The sequence below is a fragment of the Rhodanobacter sp. C06 genome (assembly GCF_002001105.1).
In the GTDB taxonomy this organism is placed as follows: Bacteria; Pseudomonadota; Gammaproteobacteria; order Xanthomonadales; family Rhodanobacteraceae; genus Rhodanobacter_A.
Genome location: NZ_MUNP01000070.1, coordinates 92,718 through 116,982, shown reverse-complemented (window position 1 = coordinate 116,982; position 24,265 = coordinate 92,718). Strand labels below are relative to the sequence as shown.

Genomic DNA, 24,265 nt, shown 5'->3' with positions numbered 1-24,265 from the left:
CCGATGGACACTCCACTTCATCTCGATCCGGCCCGGCTGATGCAGGAAATCGGCGCGTTCCAGCGCAAGCTCAGCGCCGGCATGGGCCAGTTGCGCGGCATGAGTGAACCCGGCTATGCCAACACGCCGCGCGAACTGGTGTACGCCGAGGACAAGCTGAAGCTGTGGCACATGCAGGGCGATCGCGCGCCCACCGCGCGGACGCCCACGCTGATCGTCTATGCGCTGGTCAACACGGTGTGGATGACCGACCTGCAACCCGACCGCTCGCTGGTGCGCAACCTGCTCGCGCAGGGCGAGGACGTCTATCTCATCGACTGGGGTTATCCCGACGGCGCCGACCGCTGGTTGACCTTGGACGACTACCTCAACGGCTATCTCGATCGCTGCGTGGATACGGTGCGCGAGCGCCATGGCCTGGACGCGATCAATCTGCTCGGCATCTGCCAGGGCGGGGCGTTCTCGTTGTGCTATGGCGCGATGCATCCGGACAAGGTGAAGAACCTCGTCACCATGGTGACGCCGGTGGATTTCCAGACGCCGGACAACATGCTCTCGCACTGGTGCCGCGAGCTGGACGTGGACCTGTTCGTCGACACGCTCGGCAACGTGCCGGCGATGCTGATGAACTGGGTCTACCTCACGCTGAAGCCGGTGCGCTTGAACCAGCAGAAGTACGTGGGACTGGTCGACATTCTGGACAAGCCCGTCGAGCTGGAGAACTTCCTGCGCATGGAGCGCTGGATTTTCGATTCGCCTGACCAGGCCGGCGAGACCTTCCGCCAGTTCGTCAAGGATTTCTACCAGGGCAACAAGCTGGTGAAGGGCGGCCTCGTCATCGGCGGTCGCGAAGTGGATCTGCGCAAGCTCGAACTGCCGATCCTCAACATCTACGCCGAGCAGGACCACCTGGTGCCGCCCGACGCATCGCGCGCGCTGGGGCGGCGCGCAGGCAGCACCGACTACACCGAACTGGCGTTCAAGGGTGGCCACATCGGCATCTACGTCTCCGGCCGCGCCCAGCGCGAAGTGCCGCCGGCGATCCACCAGTGGTTGCGTGCGCGCGACTGACCTTCTTCCGACAGGATTCACAGCATGGAAAAACGTCTCTGCCGTTCCCGCCAGAACCGTCAATTGGCCGGTGTCTGTGGCGGCATCGCCGAATACCTTGGCTGGGACCCGACGCTGGTGCGGGTGGCATGGATCATCCTCACCTTGCTGGGCGGATCGGGCATCCTGATCTACCTGATTCTTTGGCTGGTGATGCCGGAATCGCCCTGATTTCTCCGTTTCACGATACGAAGCTTCCGATGGATTACGACCGTTACGACCGCATCCGCGCCGTGCAATGGCGCGGCGATCACCTGCATTTGCTGGATCAGCGCCTGCTGCCGCAGGAGGAACGCTGGATAGCCTGCCGCGATGCCGCCGAAGTGACCCGGGCCATCCGCGACCTCGTCGTGCGTGGCGCGCCGGCGATCGGCATCGCCGCGGCATGGGGCGTGGTGCTGGCGGCGCAGCAGGGTGCCTCACTCGATGCCGCGCTGGCGACGCTGCGCGCGGCGCGGCCCACCGCGGTGAACCTGATGTGGGCGCTGGATCGCATGAAGGCGCGCATCGCCGCGGGTGCGGACGCCACGGCGCTGGAGCGCGAGGCGCAGGCGATCCAGAACGAGGATCTGGCCGCGAACCGTCAGATGGGCGAACTCGGTGCGGCGCTGATCGCGTCGGGCTCGGGCGTGCTCACCCACTGCAACACCGGCTCGCTGGCCACCGCGGGCTTCGGCACCGCGCTGGGCGTGATCCGCGCCGGTGTGGCGCAGGGACGCATCGCGCAGGTGTACGCGGGCGAGACGCGGCCGTGGCAGCAGGGCGCGCGGCTCACCATGTACGAACTGGTGCGCGACGGGATTCCCGCGAAACTGATCGCCGACTCGGCTGCCGCGCACCTGATGAAGTCGGGCGCGGTGCAGTGGGTGATCGTGGGCGCCGACCGCATTGCCGCCAACGGCGACACCGCGAACAAGATCGGCACCTACCAGCTGGCGATCGCCGCGAAGCACCACGGCGTGAAGTTCATGGTGGTGGCGCCGTCGTCCACGGTGGACATGGCCACCGCTTCGGGCGAAGCGATCGAGATCGAGCTGCGCGACCCGACCGAGCTGCTGGGCATCGGCGGCCGGCGTGTGGTGGTCGAGGGTGCAGAGGCGTGGAATCCGGTATTCGACGTGACGCCGGCGAGCTTGATCGACGCCGTCGTCACCGAACGCGGGGTGATCGCGCGGCCGGATGCGGCTTCGATGCGGGCGCTGTTCGGCGCCTGAAAGCGGCGTGCGCGACGCGCTGGCGAACGGCGCGTCGCGGCACTTGGCCGAGAGTGCGCGGCCATCGCGCAAGATATTGAAACGCAATGAGTAATTTCCACCTTTCGCGAGGCGCGAAAGGTGTGACCGTGTTACACTTGTCGGGTTGATTTTCGCGTGTCCGCGAGCACGGCGCGACGCGTTCCTCCTCGTTCAACAGGGAAGCCGATTGATGGCAGAACTCGCCAAAGAAATCATCCGCGTCAACATCGAAGACGAGATGCGCCAGAGCTATCTCGACTACGCGATGAGCGTGATCGTGGGCCGCGCGCTGCCGGACGTGCGCGACGGCCTGAAGCCGGTGCATCGCCGCGTGCTGTTCGCGATGAACGAGCTGGGCAACGCCTGGAACAAGCCTTACAAGAAGTCGGCCCGCGTGGTCGGCGACGTGATCGGTAAATACCACCCGCACGGCGACGCGTCGGTGTACGACGCAATCGTGCGCATGGCCCAGCCGTTCTCGCTGCGCTACATGCTGGTCGACGGCCAAGGCAACTTCGGTTCGGTCGACGGCGACAACGCGGCGGCGATGCGTTACACCGAAGTGCGCATGTCGCGCCTCACCCACGAACTGCTTGCCGACATCGACAAGGAAACCGTCGACTTCGGCCCGAACTACGACGAGAGCGAGCACGAGCCGCTGGTACTGCCGACGCGCGTGCCGAACCTGCTGGTGAACGGCTCGGCCGGCATCGCGGTGGGCATGGCCACCAACGTGCCGCCGCACAATCTCAACGAAGTGGTGGCTGCGACCATCGCGCTGATCGACGAGCCGACGCTGTCGATCGCTGACCTGATGCACTACATACCGGGGCCGGATTTCCCCACCGCCGGCATCATCAACGGCTCGTCCGGCATCGTCGAGGCCTACCGCACCGGTCGCGGCCGCATCCTGGTACGCGCGAAGACCGAGATCGAGACCGAGAGCAACGGCCGGGAGACGATCCTCGTCCACGAACTGCCGTATCAGGTGAACAAGGCGCGGCTGATCGAGAAGATCGCCGAGCTGGTCAAGGAAAAGAAGCTCGAGGGCATCAGCGAGCTGCGCGACGAGTCCGACAAGGACGGCATGCGCATCGTCATCGAGATCCGCAAGGACGCGATGGCCGACGTGGTGTTGAACAACCTGTTCCAGCAAACCCAGCTGCAGGTGACGTTCGGCATCAACATGGTGGCGCTGTTGGACGGCCAGCCGCGGTTGCTCAACCTCAAGGACATCCTCGAGGCCTTCATCCGCCACCGCCGCGAGGTGGTGACCCGCCGCACCATCTTCGAGCTGCGCAAGGCACGCGCCCGCGCGCACATCCTGGAAGGCCTGACCGTCGCGCTCGCGAACATCGACGAGATGATCGAGTTGATCAGGAATTCGGCCTCGCCGCAGGAGGCGCGCGAACGCATGCTGGCACGCAAGTGGCAGCCGGGCATGGTGGGTGCGCTGCTTGCCGCCGCTGGTGCCGAGGCGTCGCGGCCGGAGGACATGGACCCGCGCGACGGCCTCAAGGCCGAGGGTTACCAGCTGTCCGAGGTGCAGGCGCAGGAAATCCTCGCGATGCGCCTGCATCGCCTGACCGGCCTGGAGCAGGAAAAGCTCTCCGACGAATACCGCGAGATCCTCGCCGTCATCCGCGGCCTGATCGAGATTCTGGAGAACCCGGAGCGCCTGCTCGCGGTGATCCGCGAGGAACTGGAGGCGGTCAAGAACGAATTCGGCGATGCGCGCCGCACCGAGATCCAGCACTCGCAGGAAGATCTCAACGTGCTCGACCTGATCGCGCCGGAAGACATGGTGGTCACGCTGTCGCACACCGGCTACGTCAAGCGCCAGCCGGCCAGCGCGTATCGCGCGCAGAAGCGCGGCGGCAAGGGCCGCTCGGCCTCGGCGCTGAAGGACGAGGACGTGGTCGAGCAGCTGTGGGTGGTGAACACCCACGACACGTTGCTCACCTTCACCAGCACCGGCCGCGTGTACTGGCTCAAGGTCTACCAGATGCCGGAGGCGGGTGCGGGGGCGCGCGGCAAGCCGATCATCAACCTGTTGCCGCTGGCCGCGGGCGAGAAGGTGCAGGCGGTCCTGCCGGTACGCGAGTACAGCGACGATTGCTACGTGTTCTTCGCCACCAGGCACGGCACGGTGAAGAAGACTCCGCTCACCGAGTTCGCGTTCCAGCTGCAGAAGGGCAAGCAGGCGATCAAGCTGGACGAGGGCGACGCGCTGGTCAACGTCGAGCTCACCGACGGCAACAGCGACATCCTGCTGTTCGCCTCCAACGGCAAGACGGTGCGCTTCGACGAGAACACCGTGCGCTCGATGGGCCGCACCGCCACCGGCGTGCGCGGCATGCGTCTGGCCGAGGGCGAGGAAGTGGTCTCGCTGATCGTGGCGGCCGAAGGTGACATTCTCACCGCCACCGCGCGCGGCTACGGCAAGCGCACCCAGCTCGACGAGTTCCCGAAGAAGGGTCGCGGCACCCAGGGCGTGATCGGCATCCAGTGCTCCGAACGCAACGGCGCGCTGGTCGCCGCGGTGCAGGTCACCGAGGCACACGAGCTGATGCTGATCTCCGACAAGGGCACCTTGGTGCGTACCCGCGTGGCCGAGGTGTCGCAGCTCAGCCGCAACACCCAGGGCGTCACCCTGATCCGCCTGCCGGCCGAGGAAGCGCTGGTCAGCGTGGTGCGGCTGGAGGCCGAAGAGGACAACGGCGAGGAGGCCGGATCGGCGGCTGGCGATGTGTCGCCCGAAGGTGGTGCGGCGCCGGACGCGGGCACGGACGAAACCTGATCCGCGCCTGACGTTGCACGATGAAAAGCCCCGGCCTGGTCCGGGGCTTCTCGCATGCGGGGCACGCGACGGGCGCGCCGCCGTTTCAATTTCCCGGGCCGCAAACGTCCTGCAGCTGATGTGATCGCTGCGAGCCGACGACCTTGAACGAAATGGAACACTCCCTGCACGGTATGGCCGACGCCATGCGCCTGGCCGTTCGGCCGGCGCCGCGGCACGCAGTCGAACCCACATCGACGGCGATGCACTTCCTGCGCTCGCTGCGCGGCCGCCACGACTGGCGCGGCGACGCGGGCAAGCGGGCGCTGATGGCGGCCAAGTACCTCGCCCGCTGCCTGCTGGTGCTGCGGGAACAGGCGGACTACCTCGCCTTCGTCGAGGGCAACCCTTTGCTGCGCACGTTCCGGCGCCGCGATCCGCGCATGCAGGAGCGCCACTTCCACCGCTACCTCAACCTGGGCTGGAATCGCCACCAGCGCCTGCGGGCGATCCGCCAGCATTACCGCCATGTGCTCGCGGCGATGCCGGCGCCGCTGTTCCGCGCGGTCTACGCGGAGGGCGGTGCGCCGCTGGGCCTGCTGACGTTGAAAGACGGCAGCCGGCTGATCCTCAGCCTGCGGCCGCCGATCTTCCTCGGCTGCGAGGGCGAGCTCGGCATCCAGCTCAGCGACGAACGCTGCCATCCGCTGTACCGCATCGTGGTCACGGTGACCGATGAGCGCACGCTGGCGATCGGCTGCATCCAGGGGCCGGACGGCAGCGAGGCCCGCGACGCGGTGCGCGAGCTCACGCGCCAGCTGCACGGCCTGCGTCCGAAGTGCCTGATGCTGGCGTTGGCCTGCGCGCTGGCGCGACACTGGGGCCTCGCGCGAGTGCTGGCAGTCGGCAATGCGGCCCATCCCTTGCGCAATGCGCGCCGCCGCTTCGTGGCGGATTACGATGCGTTCTGGCAGGAGCAGCAGGGCCGGGCGGTCGACGGCGGCTGGTACGAGTTGCCGCTGGAGCCGGAGCGCAAGACCGCGGCGGAGGTGCCCAGCCAGCACCGTTCCGCGTTCCGCAAGCGCGAAGCGCTGCGCACGGAGGCCGAGCACCTGCTGATCGCGGCGCTGGGCGCGTTGCCGGAACACCATCGGCAGCGCGCGCAAGGAACCGGATTGCCGAGCACCCGTCACCTGTTCCAGGGAGTCTGTGCGGAAGCCTCATGAACCAGCGCAATCCCATCGACGAGATCGCGACACTGCCGGGGCATGCGACCCGGGTGGCCGCGCTGTTCCGCGAGCACAACCGCGCGCTGCTGGCCTTCCTGCAATGCCGGCTCGGTTCGCTGGCCGACGCGCAGGAGCTGGCGCAGGAAGCCTACGTGCGCATGCTCACGCTGGAGCATCCCGAGCAGATCGATTCGCTGCGCGCCTTCCTGTTCCGCATCGCGGCGAACCTCGCGGTGGACCGCCTGCGCATGCGCAAGTTGCGCGAGGCGCCACCCATGGATGAAGTCATGGAGCCGACGCCGGAACTGCACCTCGCGCCGGTGCCCGAACGTCAGGTGGCGGCGGCCGAACAGTGGCGCGAACTACAGGCGGCGCTGCGCGAACTGCCGCCCAAGACCAGCCGCGCCTTCGTGCTGCACGCGATCGAGGGGCGCGATTTCGAAACGATCGCGCAATCCATGAAACTCAGCGCCCGCATGGTGCGCTACCACGTCACCCGTGCGCTGGCGCATTGCCGCGCGCGCGTGGAAGAACGAGAGATGCCGTGATGGCCCACACCCCCAAACATGCCGACGAACAACTGCTGCTCGCCGCCGCCGACTGGTGGACGCGCCTGCGCGATCCGCACGGTGCCGAGGCCACCATGGATCAATGGCTGGACTGGACGGCGCAGGACGAGCGCCATCTCGCGGCCTTCGAATATGTCAGCGCGTTCGGCGAGCGGCTGGGCACGCTGGATGCGACCGCGCGCCGCCGGCTGCTGGACGAGTTCGCACCTGCCGTTGCGCCGCGCCGGCGCAACTGGCTGCCGCTGGCGGCGGCGGCGGCCGTGCTGGCGCTGGCGCTCGGCATCGGCTTCCTGCTGTGGGATCGGCTCGCGGGTGGTGTTGGCGCGCCGGTGACCTATGCGAGCGCCACCGGGCAGAACCGCGACATCGTGCTGGCGGATGGCAGCCAGGTGACATTGGGCGGCGCCAGCCGCGTCAGCGTGCGCTTCAGCCGGGGCGAGCGCCAGGTGGCACTGGAGGCGGGCGAGGCATATTTCCAGGTCGTGCACGACGCACAGCGCCCGTTCGAGGTTGCCGCCGGCGACATCACGGTGCGCGACATCGGCACCGCCTTCGACGTGCGCCGCACCGGCGGCCGGGTGGCAGTGGCCGTCACCCAAGGTCAGGTGCGGGTCGCCGAACCGGGCGATGCGTCGACGCCGGGCCGCAACCTCGACGCGGCGGCCGGCCAGCGCGTGGCCTGGGATCCGGCCGCGCGCATGCTGAGCCTGGGCACGGTCACGCCGGAGCAGGCGATCGGCTGGCGCAGCGACCGGCTGGAATTCGTCGACGAACCGCTGGCGGTGGTGATCGCCAACGTCAACCGTTACAGCCGCCGGCCGGTACGGATGGACGGCGCCAGCCTGGGCGGTCTCAGCTTCACCGGCACGGTCCGCACCGACGAGATCGACGGCTGGCTGCGCGCCTTGCCCCAGGTATTCCCGCTGCAGGTGCAGATGGGCGAGCACGCGGTGACGCTATCCGCGAACGGACAGGCATCGCAGCAACGTTGACCGCTACCGGCGTCTGCGCGGCGGAGGCGCCCCCGCTGCATTCGGCCCCGACGCATGCCACACTTGTCGCTTTCGCCCGGGACAAGCGGATGCCATGAGCCGGTTCGCCCTGCTGCCAGCCATCGGTGGGCTGCTGCCGATGGTCGCATTCGGTGCCGCGGCCGCGCCGGGCCATGCCGTCGCTGCGGCCGCGCTGCATTTCGCGATACCGCCGCAGGCGCTTTCCACCGCGCTGATCGCGTTCGGCCGGCAGGCGAACGTGCAGGTGCTCACAGCGGGCGGGCGGGTCGATGCCGTGCGTTCCCGCGGGGTCAGCGGCGACTGCACGGCGGCGGTGGCGCTCGATCGCTTGCTGGCGGGCACCGGGCTGGATTACCGCTTTGTCGATGCCGGCACGGTGGTGGTGAAGCCGCTGCCGAGCGGCGCGAACGGGGCCGGACCGGCCGGGGCATCCGCCGCGCAAGCCGATGTCCGGCAGCTGGCGCCGGTGGTCGCCACCGGTGTGGTCGACGAGGGCGGCTACCTGGTCGACATCGCCAGCGGCGCCACGCGCATCGACACCGACCTGCTCGAACTGCCGGCCTCGGTCAGCGAGGTGCCGCACGCGCTGCTGGATTCGCAGCAGGCCCGCAGCGTGGCCGACGCCGTGCGCAACGTGGCCGGCGTGCAATACCTGGACGGCGCGGACGCGCTGCCGGTGTTCCTGGTGCGCGGCTTCCAGGTCGGCAACGGCATGATCGACGGCCTGCCGAACAGCATCGTCTCCTACGGCGACTTCCCGCCGCTGATCGGCATCGAGCGCGTCGAGGTGCTGAAGGGGCCGCAGGCGATCATCGGCGACGCCTCGGTCAGCAACAATTTCGGCGGCCTGATCAACCTGGTGATGAAGCAGCCGACGGCGCTGCCGGTGCGCCGGCTCGAATTCGCGCTGGGCCAGTACGGCGACAGCCAGTTGGGCGTCGACCTGGGCGGCGTGCTGGGCAAGAGCGGGCACTGGACGTATCGCCTGGTCGCCTCCGGAGAGTATGCCGACCGCAGCCGCCAGGGCCGGCGCGGCCAGCGCAGCGGCTACCTGGCGCCGTCGATCGGCTGGCGCGACGAGACGAACAAGCTGGTGGTTTCCGCCGAGCGCATCGTGCGGCGCGAGCCGATTCCGGACTATGCGGTGATGCCGGGCGGCAGCCTGTCCAGCGCGACGCCGCCGGGCCTGATGATCGGCAACCCGGGCGACCATTCGCTGTTCCGCACCACGCGGCTGTCGTATGCGTTCGAGCACCGCTTCGATACGATCTGGACGTTCCGCAGCCGCGGCCAGTACGTGCGCCAGGGTTCCGCGGTGCAGGAATGGAACCTCGCCGGCTTCTCGCCGAACGGCGATGCGCAGGCGCTGGCCGAACGGTTCCGTTACGGCGATGCGTTCTACACCGTGCAGAACGACGTGGTGGGGCGTTTCGGCAGCGGTACGGTCCGGCATGTGCTGGTCGCGGGCTTCGATTATTCGCGGGCACAGTCCGGCAGTCTCGACGACGTGTTCGGCACGCCCGCGCAAGCCGTGTACAACCTGTATGCCAGTCCGCCGCTGCCATCGGTCGCGTCGGTGACCGGCCCGGGCAACGGCTTCGACATGCACTTTCCCGGCGATCCCTGGTCGATCGACCACGCACTGTTCCTGCAGGACCAGATTGCGCTGGGCGAGCGCTGGAACGCCCTGCTGGCCTTGCGGCGCACCACCTACGAGCTCACGACCCAGGATGCCAATGGCAATCCTACGACCCAGCACAAGTCGCAATGGGTGCCGAACGCCGGGCTGCTGTACAAACTCACGCCGCTGCTGTCGCTGTATGCCAGCGCCACCAGCGGCTTCCAGGCCGACGAAGTGCTGGGCAAGAACGGCCAGCCGCTGCTGCCCTCGCACTCACGCCAGCTGGAGACGGGGGCGAAGCTGATGCTGTTCGACCAGCGCGCCATGCTCACCGTGGCGGCCTACCGCATCATGCTCGACCACAGCACGGACCTCAGCTCGTCCAAGCCACCGTATTTCGGCATTCCCGGCCCGGGGCAGACCAACCGCGGCATCGAGCTGGAGTTCAACGGCCGACCCGCGCCGGGGCTGGACCTCAGCGCCGCCTGGAGCGACGCGATGGTGCGCAACCACGACGGCTCGCAGCCCACCGGCACGCCGCGGCAGCGCTTCAACCTGTGGGCCAGCTACCGCATCCAGCGCGGGTCGCTGCGCGGCTGGGGCATCGCCGGCGGCGTGCTGGCGCGCAGCGCGAGCCGCGGCCAGCTGTCGGACGGTTCGGCGTATTTCGCGATACCGGGGCAGGCCCGCGTGGATGCGAACCTTTCGTACCAGGCTGCGCGCTGGAGCATGACGCTGGGCGTGCGCAACCTGTTCGACCGCAACCTGCACGATGTCCAGTTCGACGAAACCTTCGTGCCGCTGCACCGCGGGCGCAGCGTGCTGCTGAGCGGCAGCCGGGATTTCTGAGCGCTCCACGGCGGCCGCGTGCAGCGTTTACCGGCGGTCGATCGAATACCTTCCGGGGCCGGTGAGGCAAAGCAGCAACAGGCCGCCGATGATCGAGAGGTTCTTGTAGAAGTTGATCATGTTGGCCATGTGCTCGGCGCCGGTCATCGTCCAGTAGTGGTGCCCGATCAGCGCGGTGCCCAGCGTGTACAAGGCCAGCAGCAGCGCCAGCGGCCGCGTCCAGAAACCGAGCACGATCGCCAGGCCCACGAAGAACTCCATCAGGATGACCACGGCCGCGGCCACTGCGGGCAGCGGCAGGCCCTCGGCCGCCATGTAGGCGCTGGTGCCGCCGAAATCGGTGAGCTTTTCCCAGCCGAACAGCACGAACAGCAGCATCATCAGGATGCGGGCGACCAGCAGCAGCGTGTCCCGCTGGCTTTCGAGCAAGGCGTAGCGCATGGCGATTCCCCTCGAACGACGGATGGCGCGGCAGGCGAGGCGGGCCGCGGTCGGCCCGGCATCGGCGCGACGCGCCGGACTATACGCCGTTGCCCGGGCGGCCTGGTTCAGCCGGCCAGCGCCGCCAGCATCGCCTCCGCGCTGGAGACGCGGAACTCGCCCGGCGCCTCGACATGCAGCTGGCGCACCACGCCATCCTCCGCGTACAGCGCGAAGCGGCGCGCACGCAGGCCCATGCCGTAGGCGCTGCCGTCCCGTTCCAGGCCCAGCGCGCGGGTGAATTCGGCGTTGCCGTCGGCGAGCAGCTGCAGGCCGGGCGGCACGTTTTGGGCGGCGGCCCAGGCCTGCATCACGTAGGCGTCGTTGACGGCAACGCAGAACACGTCGACACCTCGGGCCTGGAATTCCCCGACATGCTGCACATAGCCCGGCAGGTGCTTCTCCGAACAGGTCGGGGTGAAGGCGCCGGGCACGGCGAACAGCACCGCCTTGCGGCCGGCGAACAGTGCACCGGTGCGGGCGGGTTCGATGCGGCCGTCGGCAATGGTCTTGATCTCGATGTCGGGCAGTGGCTGGCCGATCTGGATGCTCATGGCGTGCTCCCTGAAGCAGTGGCAACCCGCCGATGCTAGCTGCAATGACCTTGAATCGCCGCCCGCTGCACCTATTTCTGTCGGCAGGCGGCAGCGTGCCGCAATCCATGCTGAGGAGTTTCCCGATGAGCCTGAACCATCATGTGATGTGGGGTCTGCCGCGCGACGCGCAGGCGTTTCGCCATGCGTTCGACCGTTTCGCGGAGTCCGACGGCAGCCAGCCGACCGGCACGGCGTCGTGGGCACCGCGCGTCGACATCCGCGAGGAAGACGGGCGCTTCGTCATCCGCGCCGACGTCCCCGGCGTCGATCCCGCGGCGATCGAGGTGAACATGGACCGCAACGTGCTGTCGATCAGCGGCGAGCGCGCGGCCGAGCCGGCCGATGCGTCCGGCCGCTTCTCGCGGCAGGAGCGGTCGCACGGTCCGTTCCATCGCCGCTTCGCGCTGCCCGACAGCGTCGACGCCGAGCACATCACCGCCAGCAACCGGCATGGCGTGCTGGAGATCCTGATACCGAAGAAGGCCGAGAGCGCGCCGCGCCGCATCGTGATCGACACGGCCCACTGACCACGCCTGCGGCTTGCAGGCGCGACCCGCGGCGGACGATGATCCGCCGTGGGCCGTTTGGCGTGATGCGGCCGCTACGCGGCTTGGGCCCAAGGAGTGTCGGTGGAATTCAAAGACTATTACGAGATCCTCGGCGTGAAGCCCGAGGCCAGCGAGGCGGAGATCAAGACCGCCTATCGAAAGCTGGCGCGCAAGTACCACCCGGACAAGAACAAGGAAGCCGGCGCCGAGGAGAAGTTCAAGGCCGCCAACGAGGCGCAGGAAGTGCTGCTGGACGCCGAGAAGCGTCGTTCCTACGACCAGTTGCGCGCCGGCGGCTACCGCGGTGGCGAGCAGTTCCGGCCGCCACCGGGCTGGGGCCAGGGACATGGGCAGCATGCCGATTTCGGTGGCGACGGCGACTTCAGCGATTTCTTCGAGAGCCTGTTCGGCCGTGCCGCCGGCGGCGGGCATGGCCAGCGCGGCCAGCCGCGCGCGCGGCGCGGACACGACGTGCAGGCCAGGGTGGAGATCGACCTGCAGACTGCGTTCGACGGCGGCCGCACCCGGCTGTCGCTGCACGACGGCCGCGGCGAGGAGCGCGTGCTGGAAGTGAAGATCCCCGCCGGCATCCAGCCGGGGCAGGTGATCCGGCTGGCGGGGCAGGGCCATCCCGGCGGCCACGGCGGCCCGAGCGGCGACCTGCTGCTGGAAGTGGGCATACGCGACGACGCCCGCTTCAAGCTGGAAGGCCACAACGTGCTGCACGTGTTGCCGGTCAGCCCGTGGGAAGCGGCGCTGGGCGCCACGGTGCCGGTGCCGACCCTGGCCGGCACGGTGGACCTGCGCATTCCGGCCGGCTCGCAGTCGGGGCGCAAGCTGCGCCTGAAGGGGCGCGGCATGCCGGGCGCGCATCCGGGCGACCAACTGGTGGAGCTGTCGATCCGCGTGCCCGCCACGAGCAGCGACGAGCAGCGTGCGGCCTGGGAGGCGCTGCGCGCGCAGTTCGCGGAGTACGATCCGCGCCACTGAGCGTGGTCGGCAGGCATCAACGAAGAACGGCGCCGCGAGGCGCCGTTCTTCGTTGATGCCTGCGGAACCCGACTCAGGCCGGCAGCAATTCCTTCAGCGTGGCCACCAGTTCCTCTTCCTTGATCGGCTTGGTGACGTAGGCGCGCGCGCCCTGGCGCATGCCCCACACCTTGTCCGTTTCCTGGTCCTTGGTGGTCACCAGCACCACCGGGATATGCGCCGTGCTGGCGTCCTTGCTGATCGTGCGGGTGGCCTGGAAGCCGTTGAGGTTCGGCATCACCACGTCCATCAGGATCAGGTCGGGGATCTCGCGCTTGGCCACCTCGACGCCGGCGGCGCCGTCCTCGGCGGTGAGGGCCTCGTGGCCGAGCTTCTCGACGATGCGCTTCAGGCCCAGGAGCTGCGACGGCGAATCGTCGACGATCAGGATGCGTGCCATAAGGTGGGTGTCCCCTTGTTGTTTCGGTGGATTCTATGCCTGCGGCGCGGTGCTTCCAAGCCGCAGGCCTCAGTTTGCGGCGATGCGCACCACGGTGCGGCCGAAGGAGTCCCCGGCCAGCATGCGGCCGAATACCCCGGGCAGCTCGTCCAGCGTCGCCTCGCGGGTGGCGATGCGCTCCAGGTGGCGCGGTTTCCAATCGCCGGAGAGCTTCTCCCAGACGCGCTCGCGCAGGGCGCGCGCGGTGCCGGCCGAGGCCACGCCGAGCAGGTTCACGCCACGGATGATGAAGGGCATCACCGTGCCGTCGAAGGCGATGCCGCCGGCGTTGCCGCAGATCGCCACGTTGCCATAGGGGGCGATCAGCGGCAGCAGGCCGGCCAGCATGGCGCCGCCCACGTTGTCCAGCGCGCCCCCGAAGCGGGTCGAGTCCATCGGCTTGCCGCTGAAGGCAAGCGCATGGCGGTCGATGCATTCGGCGGCGCCCAGCGACCTCAGGAAATCGAAGTGGTCGGCCTTGCCGCTGATCGCATGCACCGCGTAGCCGGCACGGCTGTAGATGTCGATCGCGAGCTGGCCCACGCCGCCGCTGGCGCCGGTGACGGCGATAGCGCCCAGCGCGGGCGTCTGGCCGTTGTCCTGCATGTGCAGCAGGCCCAGCGCCGCGGTGAAGCCTGCGGTGCCCAGGATCATGCTCTCGCGCAGCGAAAGACCTTGCGGCAGCGGGATCGTCCAGCGCGCGTCCAGCCGCGCGTATTCGGCGTAGCCGCCGTCGCGCGTCTCGGACAGGCCGCTGCCGGTGCACAGCACCGCGTCGCCTTCCTTGAACTTCGGATCGGTGGAAGCGACCACGTGGCCGGCCACGTCGATGCCGCCGTTGAGCGGGTACTGGCGCAGGATGCGGCCCTTGCCGCTGCCGGCCAGCGCGTCCTTGTAGTTCACCGAGGACCAAGCCACCTTGATCAGCACTTCGCCGGCCGACAGCGCGTCGGTGTCCATGCGCTCGATGCCGGCGCGATGGCCGGCGGCGTCGTGGTGGATGCGGAAGGCGCGAAAGCTGGTCATGTCGATTCCTCGGCTCAGGCCCTGACGCTGGCCGGCCCGATCACGCGGGACGCGCTGCCGCCGTCGTAGGTGCCCATCCAGTCGAACAGCGCGGCCATCGAGTCGCCGAACCACACGCTGTCGCGCTGGCCGGGCCGCACGAAACCCTCGTCGACCATGTGGTCCATCATCGTGCGCAGGTCGTGGTAGTAGCCGCGCACGTCGAGGAAGGCGCAGGGGTAGCGGTGCAGGCCGAGCTGGGCCCAGGTCAGCATCTCGAACATCTCGTCCATGGTGCCGAAGCCGCCGGGCAGGGCGACGAAGGCGTCGGACAATTCGTACATGCGCGTCTTGCGCTGGTGCATCGTTTCGACCACCACCAGCTCGCTCAGGTCCGGATGCGCCACCTCGAGCTCCACCAGCTGGCGCGGAATCACCCCGACCACCCTGCCGCCACCAGCCAACACGGCGTCGGCCACTGTGCCCATCAGGCCGACTTTGCCGCCGCCGTAGACCAGCGCGATGCCGCGCCTGGCCATCTCCGCGCCAAAGGCGCGCGCCTGTTCGGCGTATTCGGGGTGCCTGCCGGCGCTGGAGCCGCAGTAGACGCAAAGGGAGGTGGGTTGGGTCATGGCGATCAGCTCGCTTTTCGCTCGTCATTCCGGCGCAGGCTGGAGGTGTTTTTCAACAGCCGGAGGCTGGTCATCCAGTTTCAATACGCTGTGCAAAGCGCTCAAAAAGACTTTGTGTCCTTCGGACGCGTCATTTGAACTGGATGACCAGCTTCGCTGTTGTGAAGCTCCTCCGGCCTGCGCCGGAATGACGGCAGTGAATGCAAGCGGCCCGCCATGTTTCCACGAGCGGACCGCTCGATCCCGGATCAACGCACATCCCTGCGCTGTCCGGGATGAGGTCATCCTGCCCTCAGTTGCCCTTGTGGATGGCGCGCTTGTCCACCGACAGCGCGGCCTCATGCACGGCTTCCGACAGGGTCGGGTGCGCATGGACGATGCGGGCGAGGTCCTCGGACGAACCCTTGAACTCCATCGCCACCACGCACTCGGCGATCAGCTCGGAGACGCCCGGGCCGACCATGTGCACGCCGAGGATGCGGTCGGTTTCGGCGTGGGCGAGCATCTTCACCTGGCCGACCGCCTCGTTCATCGCGACGGCGCGGCCGATGGCGGCGAACGGGAAGCTGCCGACCTTATACGGGATGCCGGCGTCCTTCAGTTCCTTCTCGGTCTTGCCGGCCCAGGCGATTTCCGGCTCGGTGTAGATCACCCACGGAATCGTGTCGAAGTTGACGTGGCCGGCCTTGCCGGCGATCCACTCGGCCACCGCCACGCCTTCCTCGGAACCCTTGTGCGCCAGCATCGGGCCGCGCACGGCATCGCCGATCGCCCACACGCCATCGACGCCGGTGTGGTTGTGTTCGTCGACCACGATGCGGCCGCGCTCATCCAGCTTCACGCCGGTGTCGTCGGCCAGCAGGCCGGAGGTGTAGGCGCGACGGCCCACGGCGACCAGCAGCTTGTCGACGACGAGTTCGTGCGCGCCATCCTTGTCCTCGTAGGTGAGGGTAACCTCATTCTTCTTGATCTCGGCCTTGGTCAGCTTGGCGCCGAGCTTGATCGTCAGGCCCTGCTTGGCGAACTCGCGGGCGGCCACCTTGGCCACGTCGGCATCGGCGACGGAGAGGAAGTCCGGCAGCGCCTCGAGGATGGTGACGTCGGCGCCGAGGCGCTTCCACACGCTGCCCAGTTCCAGGCCGATCACGCCGGCACCGATCACGCCGAGGCGCTTCGGCACCTCGGCGAGGTCGAGCGCGCCGGCGTTGTCGAGGATCATCTTGTTGTCGAACTTCGCGAACGGCAGCTCGATCGGCACCGAGCCGGAAGCGAGGATCACATTGGTCGCGCTGATCGTCTGCTTGGCGCCGTCGGGACCGGTGATCTCGACGTTGTTGCCCTTCAACAGCTTGCCGGTGCCGAAGTACGGCGTGATCTTGTTCGCCTTGAACAGCTGCGCCACGCCGCCGGTGAACTGCTTGACGATCTTGTCCTTGCGGCCGATGAAGGTCGGCACGTCGATGCGCGCGTTGTCGGCGCTGATGCCGTGCACGTCGAAGTTGTGGGTGAGGTTGTGGAACTGGCGCGAGGAGTCGAGCAGCGCCTTGGACGGGATGCAGCCCACGTTGAGGCAGGTGCCACCGAGTGCCTGCTTGCCGTCCTTGCCGGCGAACGCGTCCACGCAGGCGGTCTTCAGGCCCATCTGTGCGGCGCGGATCGCGGCCACATAGCCGGCCGGGCCGGCGCCGATGACGATGACGTCGAATTTGTCGCTCATGTCGTTTCTCGCTTTGTCCCTCTCCGGTCGGGAGAGGGTGCCCAAGGGGCGGGTGAGGGTACGTGCGGAGCGAGGCGTTGCGGCGATGCCGGACCCTCACCCCAACCCCTCTCCCGACGGGAGAGGGGCTCGAGGGCTCAGATGCCCAATAGCATCTTGTGCGGGTTCTCGAGCTGGTTCTTGATGTCGACCAGGAACAGCACCGCGTCCTTGCCGTCGATGATGCGGTGGTCGTAGCTGATCGCGATGTACATCATCGGCGCGGCGATCACCTGGCCGTTCTCGACGATCGCGCGCTCCTTGATCGTGTGCATGCCGAGGATCGCGCTCTGCGGCGGGTTCACGATCGGGGTGGAGAGCAGCGAGCCGAAAGTGCCGCCGTTGGTGATGGTGAAGGTGCCACCCTGCAGGTCTTCAAGGGTCAGCTTGCCGGCGCGCGCCTTCTGCGCGTAGTCGGCGATCGCCTTCTCGACGTCGGCGAAGCTCATGTTCTCCGCGTTGCGCAGCACCGGGGTCACCAAGCCCTTGTCGGTGGACACCGCGATCGAGATGTCCTGGTAGCCGTGATAGATGATGTCGTTGCCGTCGACCGAGGCGTTCACGACCGGGTAGCGCTTCAGCGCCTCGGCCACCGCCTTGACGAAGAAGCTCATGAAGCCCAGCTTGACGCCGTGTTCCTTCTGGAACTGCTCGCCGAGATCCTTGCGCATCTTGCTGACTGCGGCCAGGTTCACCTCGTTGAACGAAGTGAGCATGGCGATCGAGTTCTTCGACTGCATCAGGCGCTCGGCGATCTTGGCGCGCATGCGGGTCATCGGCACGCGTTCTTCCGGGCGTGCGCCAGGGCTGGGCTTCGCGGCCGGTGCGGCAGCCTTCGGCGTGCCCGCGTTGACCACGTCTTCCTTGATGATGCGGCCGTCGCGGCCGGTGCCGGCGATGGCGGAGGTGTCGACCTTGTTCTCGGTGGCGACGCGCTGCGCGGCGGGCGAGAGCTCGGCGGCGGCAGCCTTGGTCGCGGCCGGGGCGGGAGTAGCGGCGGCGGGCGTGGGGGCTCCGGCCGCCGGAGCCGGCGCGGCGGCCACGGCGCCTTCCTCGATCACCGCGATCACCTGCTGGCTCTTCACCGTGGCGCCGGTCTCCTGCCTGATCTCCTTGATCACGCCGTCGACCGGGGCCGGCACTTCCAGCACCACCTTGTCGGTTTCCAGGTCGACCAGGTTCTCGTCGCGCTTCACCGCATCGCCGGCCTTCTTGTGCCAGGTCGCGATGGTGGCGTCGGAGACCGACTCGGGCAGGACGGGGACTTTGACTTCGATGGACATGACGGACCCTTGGGGTTGGTGCGCTCGCCCTGGAGCGCAAGAATCGAAAGCGGCCATCCATGGCCACGCAATGCGTTGAAGCTTACTCCGCGGAGTGGTCGGTGCCGATCGGCGCGACCAGCGCCTGCTCGACCAGCGCGGCCTGCTCGGCGACGTGGGTGTTGAGGTGGCCGGCGGCCGGCGCCGGCGAGCGCGCGCGGCCGGCGTAGGAGAGGCTGTGCTTCGGGCCCGTGCAGGCCTGCAGGTGGTGGCGGATCTGGAACCAGGCGCCCTGGTTCATCGGCTCCTCCTGGCACCACACCACTTCCTTCGCGGCCGGGTACTTGTCCAGCTCGGCGGAGACCTCCGCGCGCGGGAACGGGTAGAGCTGCTCCACGCGCACGATCGCCACGTCGGCGAGGCCGCGCTTCTCGGCATCCTCCAGCAAGTCGTAGTAGACCTTGCCGGCGCACAGCACCACGCGCTTCACCTTCTTCGCGGCCAGCTCGCGGTGCTCGCCTATCACCAGCTGGAAGCTGCCGTTGGCCAGCTCGTCCAGCGTCGACACGGCCAGCTTGTGGCGCAACAGCGACTTCGGCGTCATCACGATCAGCGGCTTGCGCACGTCGCGCAGCATCTGCCGGCGGATCATGTGGAAATCCTGCGCCGGCGTGGTCGGCACGCAGACCTGCATGTTGTCGAACGCGCACAGCTGCAGGAAGCGCTCGAGGCGCGCGGAGGAGTGCTCCGGACCCTGGCCTTCGTAGCCGTGCGGCAGGAACAACGCCAGACCGCACAGGCGGTTCCACTTCGATTCGCCGGAACTGATGAACTGATCGATCACCACCTGGGCGCCGTTGGCGAAGTCGCCGAACTGGCCTTCCCAGATATTGAGCGTGTCGGGATCGGTGGTGGAGTGGCCGTATTCGAAGGCCATCACCGCTTCCTCGCTGAGCAGCGAGTCGATCACTTCCACGTTGGCGCCGTCGCGGATGGTGGCCAGCGGCATGAAGGTGCGGCCGTCCTTCTGGTCGTGCAGCACGGCGTGGCGATGGAAGAAGGTGCCGCGGCCGGAGTCCTGGCCCACCAGGCGCAGGTTGCTGCCGGCGTCGACCAGGCTGGCGTAGGCGAGGTTCTCGGCGAAGCCCCAGTCGCCGGCCTGCTCGCCGGCGGCCATCTTGCGGCGGTCGTCGTAGATCTTCGCCACGCGCGACTGCAAGGTGATGTCCTTGGGGATGTCCAGCAACTGCTTGGCCAGCTCCACCAGCCTCTTCTTCGGCAGCGTGGTGTCGGTCTGGTCGGACAGCTTGCCCTTGAGGAAGCGCGCCCAGTCGATGTGGATGTCGCGCTTCGGCGCCGGGTCCAGCTCGGTCATCGGCTTGCCCGCTTCCAGGCGGTCGCGGTAGGCGTCGAACTGCTTCTGCACGTCGCCGTCGGCGATCACGCCTTCGGCCACCAGCTGCTTGCCGTACAGCTCGCGGGCCGGCGGCAGCTTCTTGATGACCTGGTACATCACCGGCTGGGTGGCGGTGGGCTCGTCGGCCTCGTTGTGGCCATGGCGGCGGTAGCACACCAGGTCGATCACCACGTCCTTGCGGAAGGTCTTGCGGAAGTCGTAGGCGAGCCGGGTGGCCTCGATCACCGCCTCCGGATCGTCGCCGTTCACGTGCAGCACCGGCGCGTTGACCATCTTGGCCAGATCGGTGCAGTACATCGTGGAACGCGCGTCCTGCGGGTTCGACGTGGTGAAGCCCACCTGGTTGTTCACCACGATGTGCAGGCTGCCGCCGATCTTGAAGCCGCGGGCCTGCGACATCTGGAACAGTTCCATGTTCACGCCCTGGCCGGCCAGCGCGGCGTCGCCGTGGATCAGCACGGCCATCGACTGGGTCTGCGCGGTATCGCCGCGGCGGATCTGGCGCGCATGGACCGAGCCGGCCACCACCGGATTGACGATTTCCAGGTGCGAGGGATTGAACGCCAGCGCCACGTGGGTGCCGCCCTTGGGCGTCTTGACGTCGGCGGAGAAACCCATGTGGTACTTCACGTCGCCGGAGTGCGCGGGGTCGTCCGGATGCTCGAAGCGGCCCTCGAACTCGTCGAACAAGGTCTTCGGCGGCTTGCCCAGGATGTTGACCAGCACGTTGAGGCGGCCGCGGTGGGCCATGCCGATCACCAGCTCCTTGATGCCGTTGTCGCCGGCGGCGCGCACCACGTCGTCCAGCATCGGGATCAGGCTGTCGCCGCCTTCCAGCGAGAAGCGCTTCTGGCCGACGTACTTGGTGTGCAGGTAGCGCTCCAGGCCATCGGCGGCGGTGAGGCCGTCCAGCACGCGCCGCTTGCCGGCGGCGTCGAGGCCGGCGCTGCCATTGGCCTGCTCCAGCCGGGTGTAGATCCAGTTGCGCTGCGCGTGGTCGGAGATGTACATGAACTCCGCGCCGATGCTGCGCGTGTACACCTTCTTCAGGCGTGTCCACAGCTCGCGCAGCTTCAGGCGCTGGCCGCCGCCGGCATAGGTGCCGCAGTCGAACTCGGTGTCGAGGTCGGATTCGGACAGGCCGTGGAAGGCGAGGCCGAGGTCGGGAGCCTCCATCTTGTGCGCCAGACCGAGCGGATCGAGGTCGGCGGCGAGGTGGCCGCGTGAACGGTAGGCGGTCAGCAGGCGCAGCACGCCGGCCTGCTTGCGCGCGTGCTCGTCGCCGACCGGCGCGGCCGCCGCGACGTGGCGCTGCTTCTGTGCCGCCTCGATGCGCGCGATGGCGCCGCCGTGCGGGACGTCGCCGGCCTCGCGGCCCTTGAAGGTCTCGAAATACTTGCTCCACTCGGCGGACACCGACGCGGGGTCGGTCAGCCAGGCGTCGTACAGGGATTCGACGTAATCGGCGTTGCCGCCAGCGAGTTGGGAGGATTCGAAGAACTCGCGGATCAGGTTTGTACTCACGTCACCACCGGCAGGGGAAGGGAGGCTTGCGGCGATCCTTCGACAGCGCGGATCGCCGGCGAAAAATCCTGTTAATTATAGCCTTGGGCTGCTGCGCCGCGGCAACCCGGCCGAGTCCGGAATGGGGCTTCCTTAGCCGGAATTCACCCGGTCGGGAGACCGACTTTGGTCGCAACCGGCATGCGGCGACATTTCGGGAAGCTCTGGTTTTGTTCGCCATGACAGCGAAAGCCGGGATCCGGTGCCTGTAGACCATTGAGCGCAAAGGCACTGGGTGACCCGCTTCGGGCCGCGGCAAAGCTCCCCACGGGGACGGCGAGCATGAAGCCGATTGATTAGAGCTTCCTTATCCGGCGCCCGCGGCCTGCGCGCGGTCGCCGGCCGCGCGTTCAGCGACCGCTACAAATCCAGCGCCTGCAACTCGCCGGCGCGGGCGGAGCGCTCCCAGATCTCGTCGAACTGCTGTTGCAGCGGCGCCTGCGCGGCGCGGTCGGCGAGCGCCATGCGTCCCCGCGGCCGGCTGGCGTCGGGCAGGTAGAGATGGCCGCCGGTGTCGTTGACCAGCCACGCGCTGGCGTTCTGGCGATCCGCATCCTCGATCGGCGTACGGATGGCGATGGCGCTGGAGAGGCGCTGGAACAGCGCGATCAGCCGGTGGCCGTCGCGCAGCGCGCCGGCCGGCTCGTGCAACAGGATGCGGATCTCCGCGCGGCGGCCGGAGGTGGCGATGCGTTTCAGTTCGACCAGTTCCGCATCGTTGCCATAATCCTCGCGGCCCAGCAGAGGCAGGTGCAACGCCAGCCGGTGGCGCGCGGCGGCCAGCAACTGCAACCGTGCGGCGGCCAGTACCTCGCGGCCGTCGATCACGCGGCGCCCGGCGTCGTCGCTGTCAACGACCGGCGCGTTCACCGCCGGCGTGCCTTGCGCGCCACCAGATGGCCCTCGTTGACCAGCGCCAGCAGCAGGGCGAGGGCCGCGGCTGACGGCGCGGCATCGACGACGAGCTCGCGTTCGGCGCACAACTGCTTCGCGAGCGCGGGTGGTGCGGCCCACGGCTGGCCGTTTGCATACAGCGTGGCGCCGGAAGGGCCGCGGCTCCACGCCATGCGCGACCAGGGGTGGCGCAGCAGGCGCGCGCCGGCGGCGAGCTGCTTGCGCAAGGCGGCCTCGCTGACGGGACGGTCGGGTGTGGCTGGCGTATGCGCGTTGCGGTAGCGGGTGATGAAGCGGCCGAACCAGTCGCGCAGGCTGTCCTCGTCCAGCGCGGCGGCGAACGGCAGCGCCCGGCGCAGCCGCGCCAGCGCCGCCGCGTCGATCTCGCCGGGCGCCTTGGCCGGGGTGAGATCGGGGTCGGCGTAGCGCTGCTCTTCGTGCAGCCGTTCGGCGAGGTAATCGGCGAGGTCGCCGGTCAGCTCCGCCTGCGAGGGCGCGCGCATGCCCACCGAGATCGTCATGCAGGGTCCGCCGAAGGCCACGCCGTCGTGCGGCACGCCGGGCGGCAGGTAGAGCATGTCGCCCGGCTCCAGCAGCCATTCGTGGGTGGGCTCGAACTGCGCCAACTGCTTCAGCTCCACGTCGGGGCGGAAATCCTTCGGCGCGGCCGGGTCGGTGCTGATCGCCCAGTGCCGCTGGCCCAGGCCCTGCAGCAGGAACACGTCGTACTGGTCCACGTGCGCGCCCACGCCGCCGCCGGGTTCGGCGTAGGAAATCATGATGTCGTCCACCCGCCAGCTGGGCAGGAACGCGAACGACTCCAGCAGTGCGGCCACGTCGGCGTCCCACTTGTCCACGTCCTGCACCAGCAGCGTCCAGTTCGCGTCGCCGGTCTTCGCGAAGTCGGCCTCGCTGAGCGGGCCGCTCTTCACCTGCCAGCGCTCGCGCGCCTCGTCGTGGCGGATCAGCCGCGACAGCGCACCTTCCTCGCAGGCGAGACCGGCCAGGTCCTCGGGCTGGATCGGCGGCACGAAATCGGGAAAGGCGTTGCGTATCAGCAGCGGGTGCTTCTGCCAGTAGTCGCGCAGGAACTGCGCGGGCGGCATGCCCAGCGGCTGGCGGGCGGAGCCGCGGACTTCGATGGGCAACGAGGGTTTGCGGGGAGAGGGGGCGCGTTTCATGCGCACATTGTAGAGGGGAGGGGATGCTGCTTTCTCCCTCTCCCACTTGTGGACGCGGGGAAGGGCCATGGATGGCCCTGCTTTGAGGAGCGAGGAAGAGGGGCTGGGGGAGAGGGGGCCTTATCTGCCGATGGCAACAAGCAAACCGGCAAGCCGCCCCTCAATGCAACACGCGCACCGCGTTGTTGATGCCCAGCGCCAGCACCGCCAACCCGGCCAGCACGGTGGCAGCCCGCGCCGGGATGCGGCGTATGAAGAACGCGCCGAACGGCGCGGCGAGGATGCCGCCGGCGATCAGGCCGAGCACGGCGGTGACGTGGCCGGCACCGATGCCGAACAGGAACGCGACGCTGGCGGCGATGCTCACCACGCACTTGGCGAGGTGCACACTGCCGATCACCACGCGCGGCTGCAGGCCGCGGGCGAGCAGGGTGGTGGCGGTGAGCGCGCTCCAGCCGCCGCCGCCGACCGCGTCCAGGAACCCGGCGGCGGCCCCCAGGATCGGCGTGCCACGCGGCGGTTCGGTGCGCTCGCCGGCGCGTTTCGCGCCGCGCAGCAGCAGGAACAGGCCCATGCCGAGCAGGTAGGGCGTCAGCGCGATGCGCATCCACTGCGCTGGCAGGTGCACGGCCAGCCACACGCCGAGCAGGGCGCCGATCACGCCGGGAATCGCCAGCGCGAGGAACAGCCGCCGCCGCACGTTGCCGGCCGCGAGGTGGCTGAGCCCCGAGGCGCCGCAAGTGAAGGTCTCGGCGTAATGCACGCTGGCGCTGGCCATCACCGGCGGCATGCCCAGGCCCAGCAGCAGTCCGGCCGAGGTCACGCCATAGGCCATGCCCAGCGCGCCGTCCACCAGTTGTGCGAGGACACCCACGAGAGTGAAGGTGAGGAATTCCGGCAGGGCGCTCATCGGCACTCGCAGCGAGGTGGTTCGGGGATGTCAGCACGCGCACCGGCGCACCGGAAATGAGCGGCCCGCATAAGCACATGCCCACAAGTGTTTTCAGGTCGCAAGAGCGCGGAATTAGCATGGCCGCCAAGACGTATGGACGTCCAAA

The 24,265-nt window shown here is 68.4% G+C and carries 21 protein-coding genes; 10 read left to right on the top strand and 11 right to left on the bottom strand.

Annotated elements, in window-relative coordinates; genetic code table 11:
* The first annotated feature begins 3 nt into the window (after positions 1-3).
* From B0E52_RS15345 to B0E52_RS15310, 8 genes are all read left to right on the top strand, one after another.
* Complete coding sequence (locus B0E52_RS15345) at positions 4-1,071, top strand: class III poly(R)-hydroxyalkanoic acid synthase subunit PhaC (RefSeq protein ID WP_077485234.1); 1,068 nt, start codon at positions 4-6, stop codon at positions 1,069-1,071.
* 24 nt (positions 1,072-1,095) lie between these two features.
* Positions 1,096-1,281, top strand: coding sequence for a PspC domain-containing protein (locus tag B0E52_RS15340; RefSeq protein WP_077485233.1), 186 nt, complete (start codon positions 1,096-1,098; stop codon positions 1,279-1,281).
* A gap of 29 nt (positions 1,282-1,310) precedes the next feature.
* Complete coding sequence (gene mtnA, locus B0E52_RS15335) at positions 1,311-2,324, top strand: S-methyl-5-thioribose-1-phosphate isomerase (RefSeq protein ID WP_077485231.1); 1,014 nt, start codon at positions 1,311-1,313, stop codon at positions 2,322-2,324.
* Between the two features lie 211 nt (positions 2,325-2,535).
* Entirely contained in the window at positions 2,536-5,145 is a 2,610-nt protein-coding gene (gene gyrA, locus B0E52_RS15330; protein WP_077485229.1) for a DNA gyrase subunit A, read from the top strand.
* Positions 5,146-5,330: 185 nt separating this feature from the next.
* Positions 5,331-6,350 (top strand): DUF535 family protein, encoded by a 1,020-nt coding sequence (locus tag B0E52_RS15325; RefSeq protein ID WP_168174201.1) that lies wholly within the window; start codon positions 5,331-5,333, stop codon positions 6,348-6,350.
* Positions 6,347-6,901: a sigma-70 family RNA polymerase sigma factor gene (locus tag B0E52_RS15320; RefSeq protein ID WP_077485226.1), complete on the top strand. Its 555-nt coding sequence runs from the start codon at positions 6,347-6,349 to the stop codon at positions 6,899-6,901. Before B0E52_RS15325 ends, B0E52_RS15320 begins: the two co-directional genes overlap by 4 nt.
* Positions 6,901-7,914, top strand: a complete 1,014-nt coding sequence (locus B0E52_RS15315; protein WP_077485225.1) for a FecR domain-containing protein — start codon at positions 6,901-6,903, stop codon at positions 7,912-7,914. Before B0E52_RS15320 ends, B0E52_RS15315 begins: the two co-directional genes overlap by 1 nt.
* Before the next feature lie 94 nt (positions 7,915-8,008).
* Positions 8,009-10,405 (top strand): TonB-dependent siderophore receptor, encoded by a 2,397-nt coding sequence (locus B0E52_RS15310; RefSeq protein ID WP_139351716.1) that lies wholly within the window; start codon positions 8,009-8,011, stop codon positions 10,403-10,405.
* A 27-nt stretch (positions 10,406-10,432) separates the two neighbouring features.
* On the opposite strand, the gene B0E52_RS15305 is transcribed toward B0E52_RS15310, so the two are convergent.
* Positions 10,433-10,846, bottom strand: a complete 414-nt coding sequence (locus B0E52_RS15305) for a DoxX family protein (RefSeq protein WP_077485223.1) — start codon at positions 10,844-10,846, stop codon at positions 10,433-10,435.
* Between the two features lie 107 nt (positions 10,847-10,953).
* Complete coding sequence (locus B0E52_RS15300; protein WP_077485221.1) at positions 10,954-11,439, bottom strand: peroxiredoxin; 486 nt, start codon at positions 11,437-11,439, stop codon at positions 10,954-10,956.
* Positions 11,440-11,564: 125 nt separating this feature from the next.
* Here B0E52_RS15300 and B0E52_RS15295 point away from each other — a divergent pair, with 125 nt between their 5' ends.
* Positions 11,565-12,008, top strand: coding sequence for an Hsp20/alpha crystallin family protein (locus B0E52_RS15295; protein ID WP_077485219.1), 444 nt, complete (start codon positions 11,565-11,567; stop codon positions 12,006-12,008).
* 102 nt (positions 12,009-12,110) lie between these two features.
* A complete protein-coding gene (locus B0E52_RS15290) occupies positions 12,111-13,019 on the top strand; it encodes a J domain-containing protein (protein ID WP_077485344.1) in 909 nt (302 codons plus the stop codon).
* Between the two features lie 73 nt (positions 13,020-13,092).
* Here B0E52_RS15290 and pilH read toward each other — a convergent pair whose 3' ends face one another.
* The 9 genes from pilH to B0E52_RS15245 all read right to left on the bottom strand — a co-directional run bounded on the left by pilH (position 13,093) and on the right by B0E52_RS15245 (position 24,117).
* Positions 13,093-13,458 carry a twitching motility response regulator PilH gene (gene pilH / locus B0E52_RS15285; protein ID WP_077485217.1) on the bottom strand — a complete coding sequence of 122 codons (366 nt, stop codon included), beginning with the start codon at positions 13,456-13,458 and terminating at the stop codon, positions 13,093-13,095.
* A gap of 69 nt (positions 13,459-13,527) precedes the next feature.
* Positions 13,528-14,523 carry an acryloyl-CoA reductase gene (locus B0E52_RS15280; protein ID WP_077485215.1) on the bottom strand — a complete coding sequence of 332 codons (996 nt, stop codon included), beginning with the start codon at positions 14,521-14,523 and terminating at the stop codon, positions 13,528-13,530.
* A 14-nt stretch (positions 14,524-14,537) separates the two neighbouring features.
* Positions 14,538-15,134, bottom strand: coding sequence for a TIGR00730 family Rossman fold protein (locus tag B0E52_RS15275; RefSeq protein ID WP_077485213.1), 597 nt, complete (start codon positions 15,132-15,134; stop codon positions 14,538-14,540).
* A 292-nt stretch (positions 15,135-15,426) separates the two neighbouring features.
* Positions 15,427-16,851, bottom strand: coding sequence for a dihydrolipoyl dehydrogenase (gene lpdA / locus B0E52_RS15270; RefSeq protein ID WP_077485211.1), 1,425 nt, complete (start codon positions 16,849-16,851; stop codon positions 15,427-15,429).
* Between the two features lie 137 nt (positions 16,852-16,988).
* Positions 16,989-18,173 carry a 2-oxoglutarate dehydrogenase complex dihydrolipoyllysine-residue succinyltransferase gene (odhB, locus tag B0E52_RS15265; RefSeq protein WP_077485209.1) on the bottom strand — a complete coding sequence of 395 codons (1,185 nt, stop codon included), beginning with the start codon at positions 18,171-18,173 and terminating at the stop codon, positions 16,989-16,991.
* Between the two features lie 82 nt (positions 18,174-18,255).
* Positions 18,256-21,093 carry a 2-oxoglutarate dehydrogenase E1 component gene (locus B0E52_RS15260; RefSeq protein WP_077485207.1) on the bottom strand — a complete coding sequence of 946 codons (2,838 nt, stop codon included), beginning with the start codon at positions 21,091-21,093 and terminating at the stop codon, positions 18,256-18,258.
* A 399-nt stretch (positions 21,094-21,492) separates the two neighbouring features.
* A complete protein-coding gene (locus B0E52_RS15255; protein WP_254426826.1) occupies positions 21,493-22,002 on the bottom strand; it encodes a hypothetical protein in 510 nt (169 codons plus the stop codon).
* Positions 21,999-23,207, bottom strand: coding sequence for a cupin domain-containing protein (locus B0E52_RS15250; protein ID WP_077485205.1), 1,209 nt, complete (start codon positions 23,205-23,207; stop codon positions 21,999-22,001). Before B0E52_RS15250 ends, B0E52_RS15255 begins: the two co-directional genes overlap by 4 nt.
* Before the next feature lie 160 nt (positions 23,208-23,367).
* On the bottom strand, positions 23,368-24,117 hold the full coding sequence (locus tag B0E52_RS15245; RefSeq protein ID WP_077485203.1) for a sulfite exporter TauE/SafE family protein: 750 nt from the start codon (positions 24,115-24,117) through the stop codon (positions 23,368-23,370).
* Positions 24,118-24,265 lie beyond the last annotated feature (148 nt).

Bases quoted from the DNA above. Each gene is read 5' to 3' on its own strand.
- B0E52_RS15345 (WP_077485234.1), top strand. From the start codon at position 4: ATGGACACTCCACTTCATCTCGATCCGGCCCGGCTGATGCAGGAAATC.
- B0E52_RS15340 (WP_077485233.1), top strand. From the start codon at position 1,096: ATGGAAAAACGTCTCTGCCGTTCCCGCCAGAACCGTCAATTGGCCGGT.
- mtnA (WP_077485231.1), top strand. From the start codon at position 1,311: ATGGATTACGACCGTTACGACCGCATCCGCGCCGTGCAATGGCGCGGC.
- gyrA (WP_077485229.1), top strand. From the start codon at position 2,536: ATGGCAGAACTCGCCAAAGAAATCATCCGCGTCAACATCGAAGACGAG.
- B0E52_RS15325 (WP_168174201.1), top strand. From the start codon at position 5,331: ATGCGCCTGGCCGTTCGGCCGGCGCCGCGGCACGCAGTCGAACCCACA.
- B0E52_RS15320 (WP_077485226.1), top strand. From the start codon at position 6,347: ATGAACCAGCGCAATCCCATCGACGAGATCGCGACACTGCCGGGGCAT.
- B0E52_RS15315 (WP_077485225.1), top strand. From the start codon at position 6,901: ATGGCCCACACCCCCAAACATGCCGACGAACAACTGCTGCTCGCCGCC.
- B0E52_RS15310 (WP_139351716.1), top strand. From the start codon at position 8,009: ATGAGCCGGTTCGCCCTGCTGCCAGCCATCGGTGGGCTGCTGCCGATG.
- B0E52_RS15305 (WP_077485223.1), bottom strand. From the start codon at position 10,846: ATGCGCTACGCCTTGCTCGAAAGCCAGCGGGACACGCTGCTGCTGGTC.
- B0E52_RS15300 (WP_077485221.1), bottom strand. From the start codon at position 11,439: ATGAGCATCCAGATCGGCCAGCCACTGCCCGACATCGAGATCAAGACC.
- B0E52_RS15295 (WP_077485219.1), top strand. From the start codon at position 11,565: ATGAGCCTGAACCATCATGTGATGTGGGGTCTGCCGCGCGACGCGCAG.
- pilH (WP_077485217.1), bottom strand. From the start codon at position 13,458: ATGGCACGCATCCTGATCGTCGACGATTCGCCGTCGCAGCTCCTGGGC.
- B0E52_RS15280 (WP_077485215.1), bottom strand. From the start codon at position 14,523: ATGACCAGCTTTCGCGCCTTCCGCATCCACCACGACGCCGCCGGCCAT.
- B0E52_RS15275 (WP_077485213.1), bottom strand. From the start codon at position 15,134: ATGACCCAACCCACCTCCCTTTGCGTCTACTGCGGCTCCAGCGCCGGC.
- lpdA (WP_077485211.1), bottom strand. From the start codon at position 16,851: ATGAGCGACAAATTCGACGTCATCGTCATCGGCGCCGGCCCGGCCGGC.
- odhB (WP_077485209.1), bottom strand. From the start codon at position 18,173: ATGTCCATCGAAGTCAAAGTCCCCGTCCTGCCCGAGTCGGTCTCCGAC.
- B0E52_RS15250 (WP_077485205.1), bottom strand. From the start codon at position 23,207: ATGAAACGCGCCCCCTCTCCCCGCAAACCCTCGTTGCCCATCGAAGTC.
- B0E52_RS15245 (WP_077485203.1), bottom strand. From the start codon at position 24,117: ATGAGCGCCCTGCCGGAATTCCTCACCTTCACTCTCGTGGGTGTCCTC.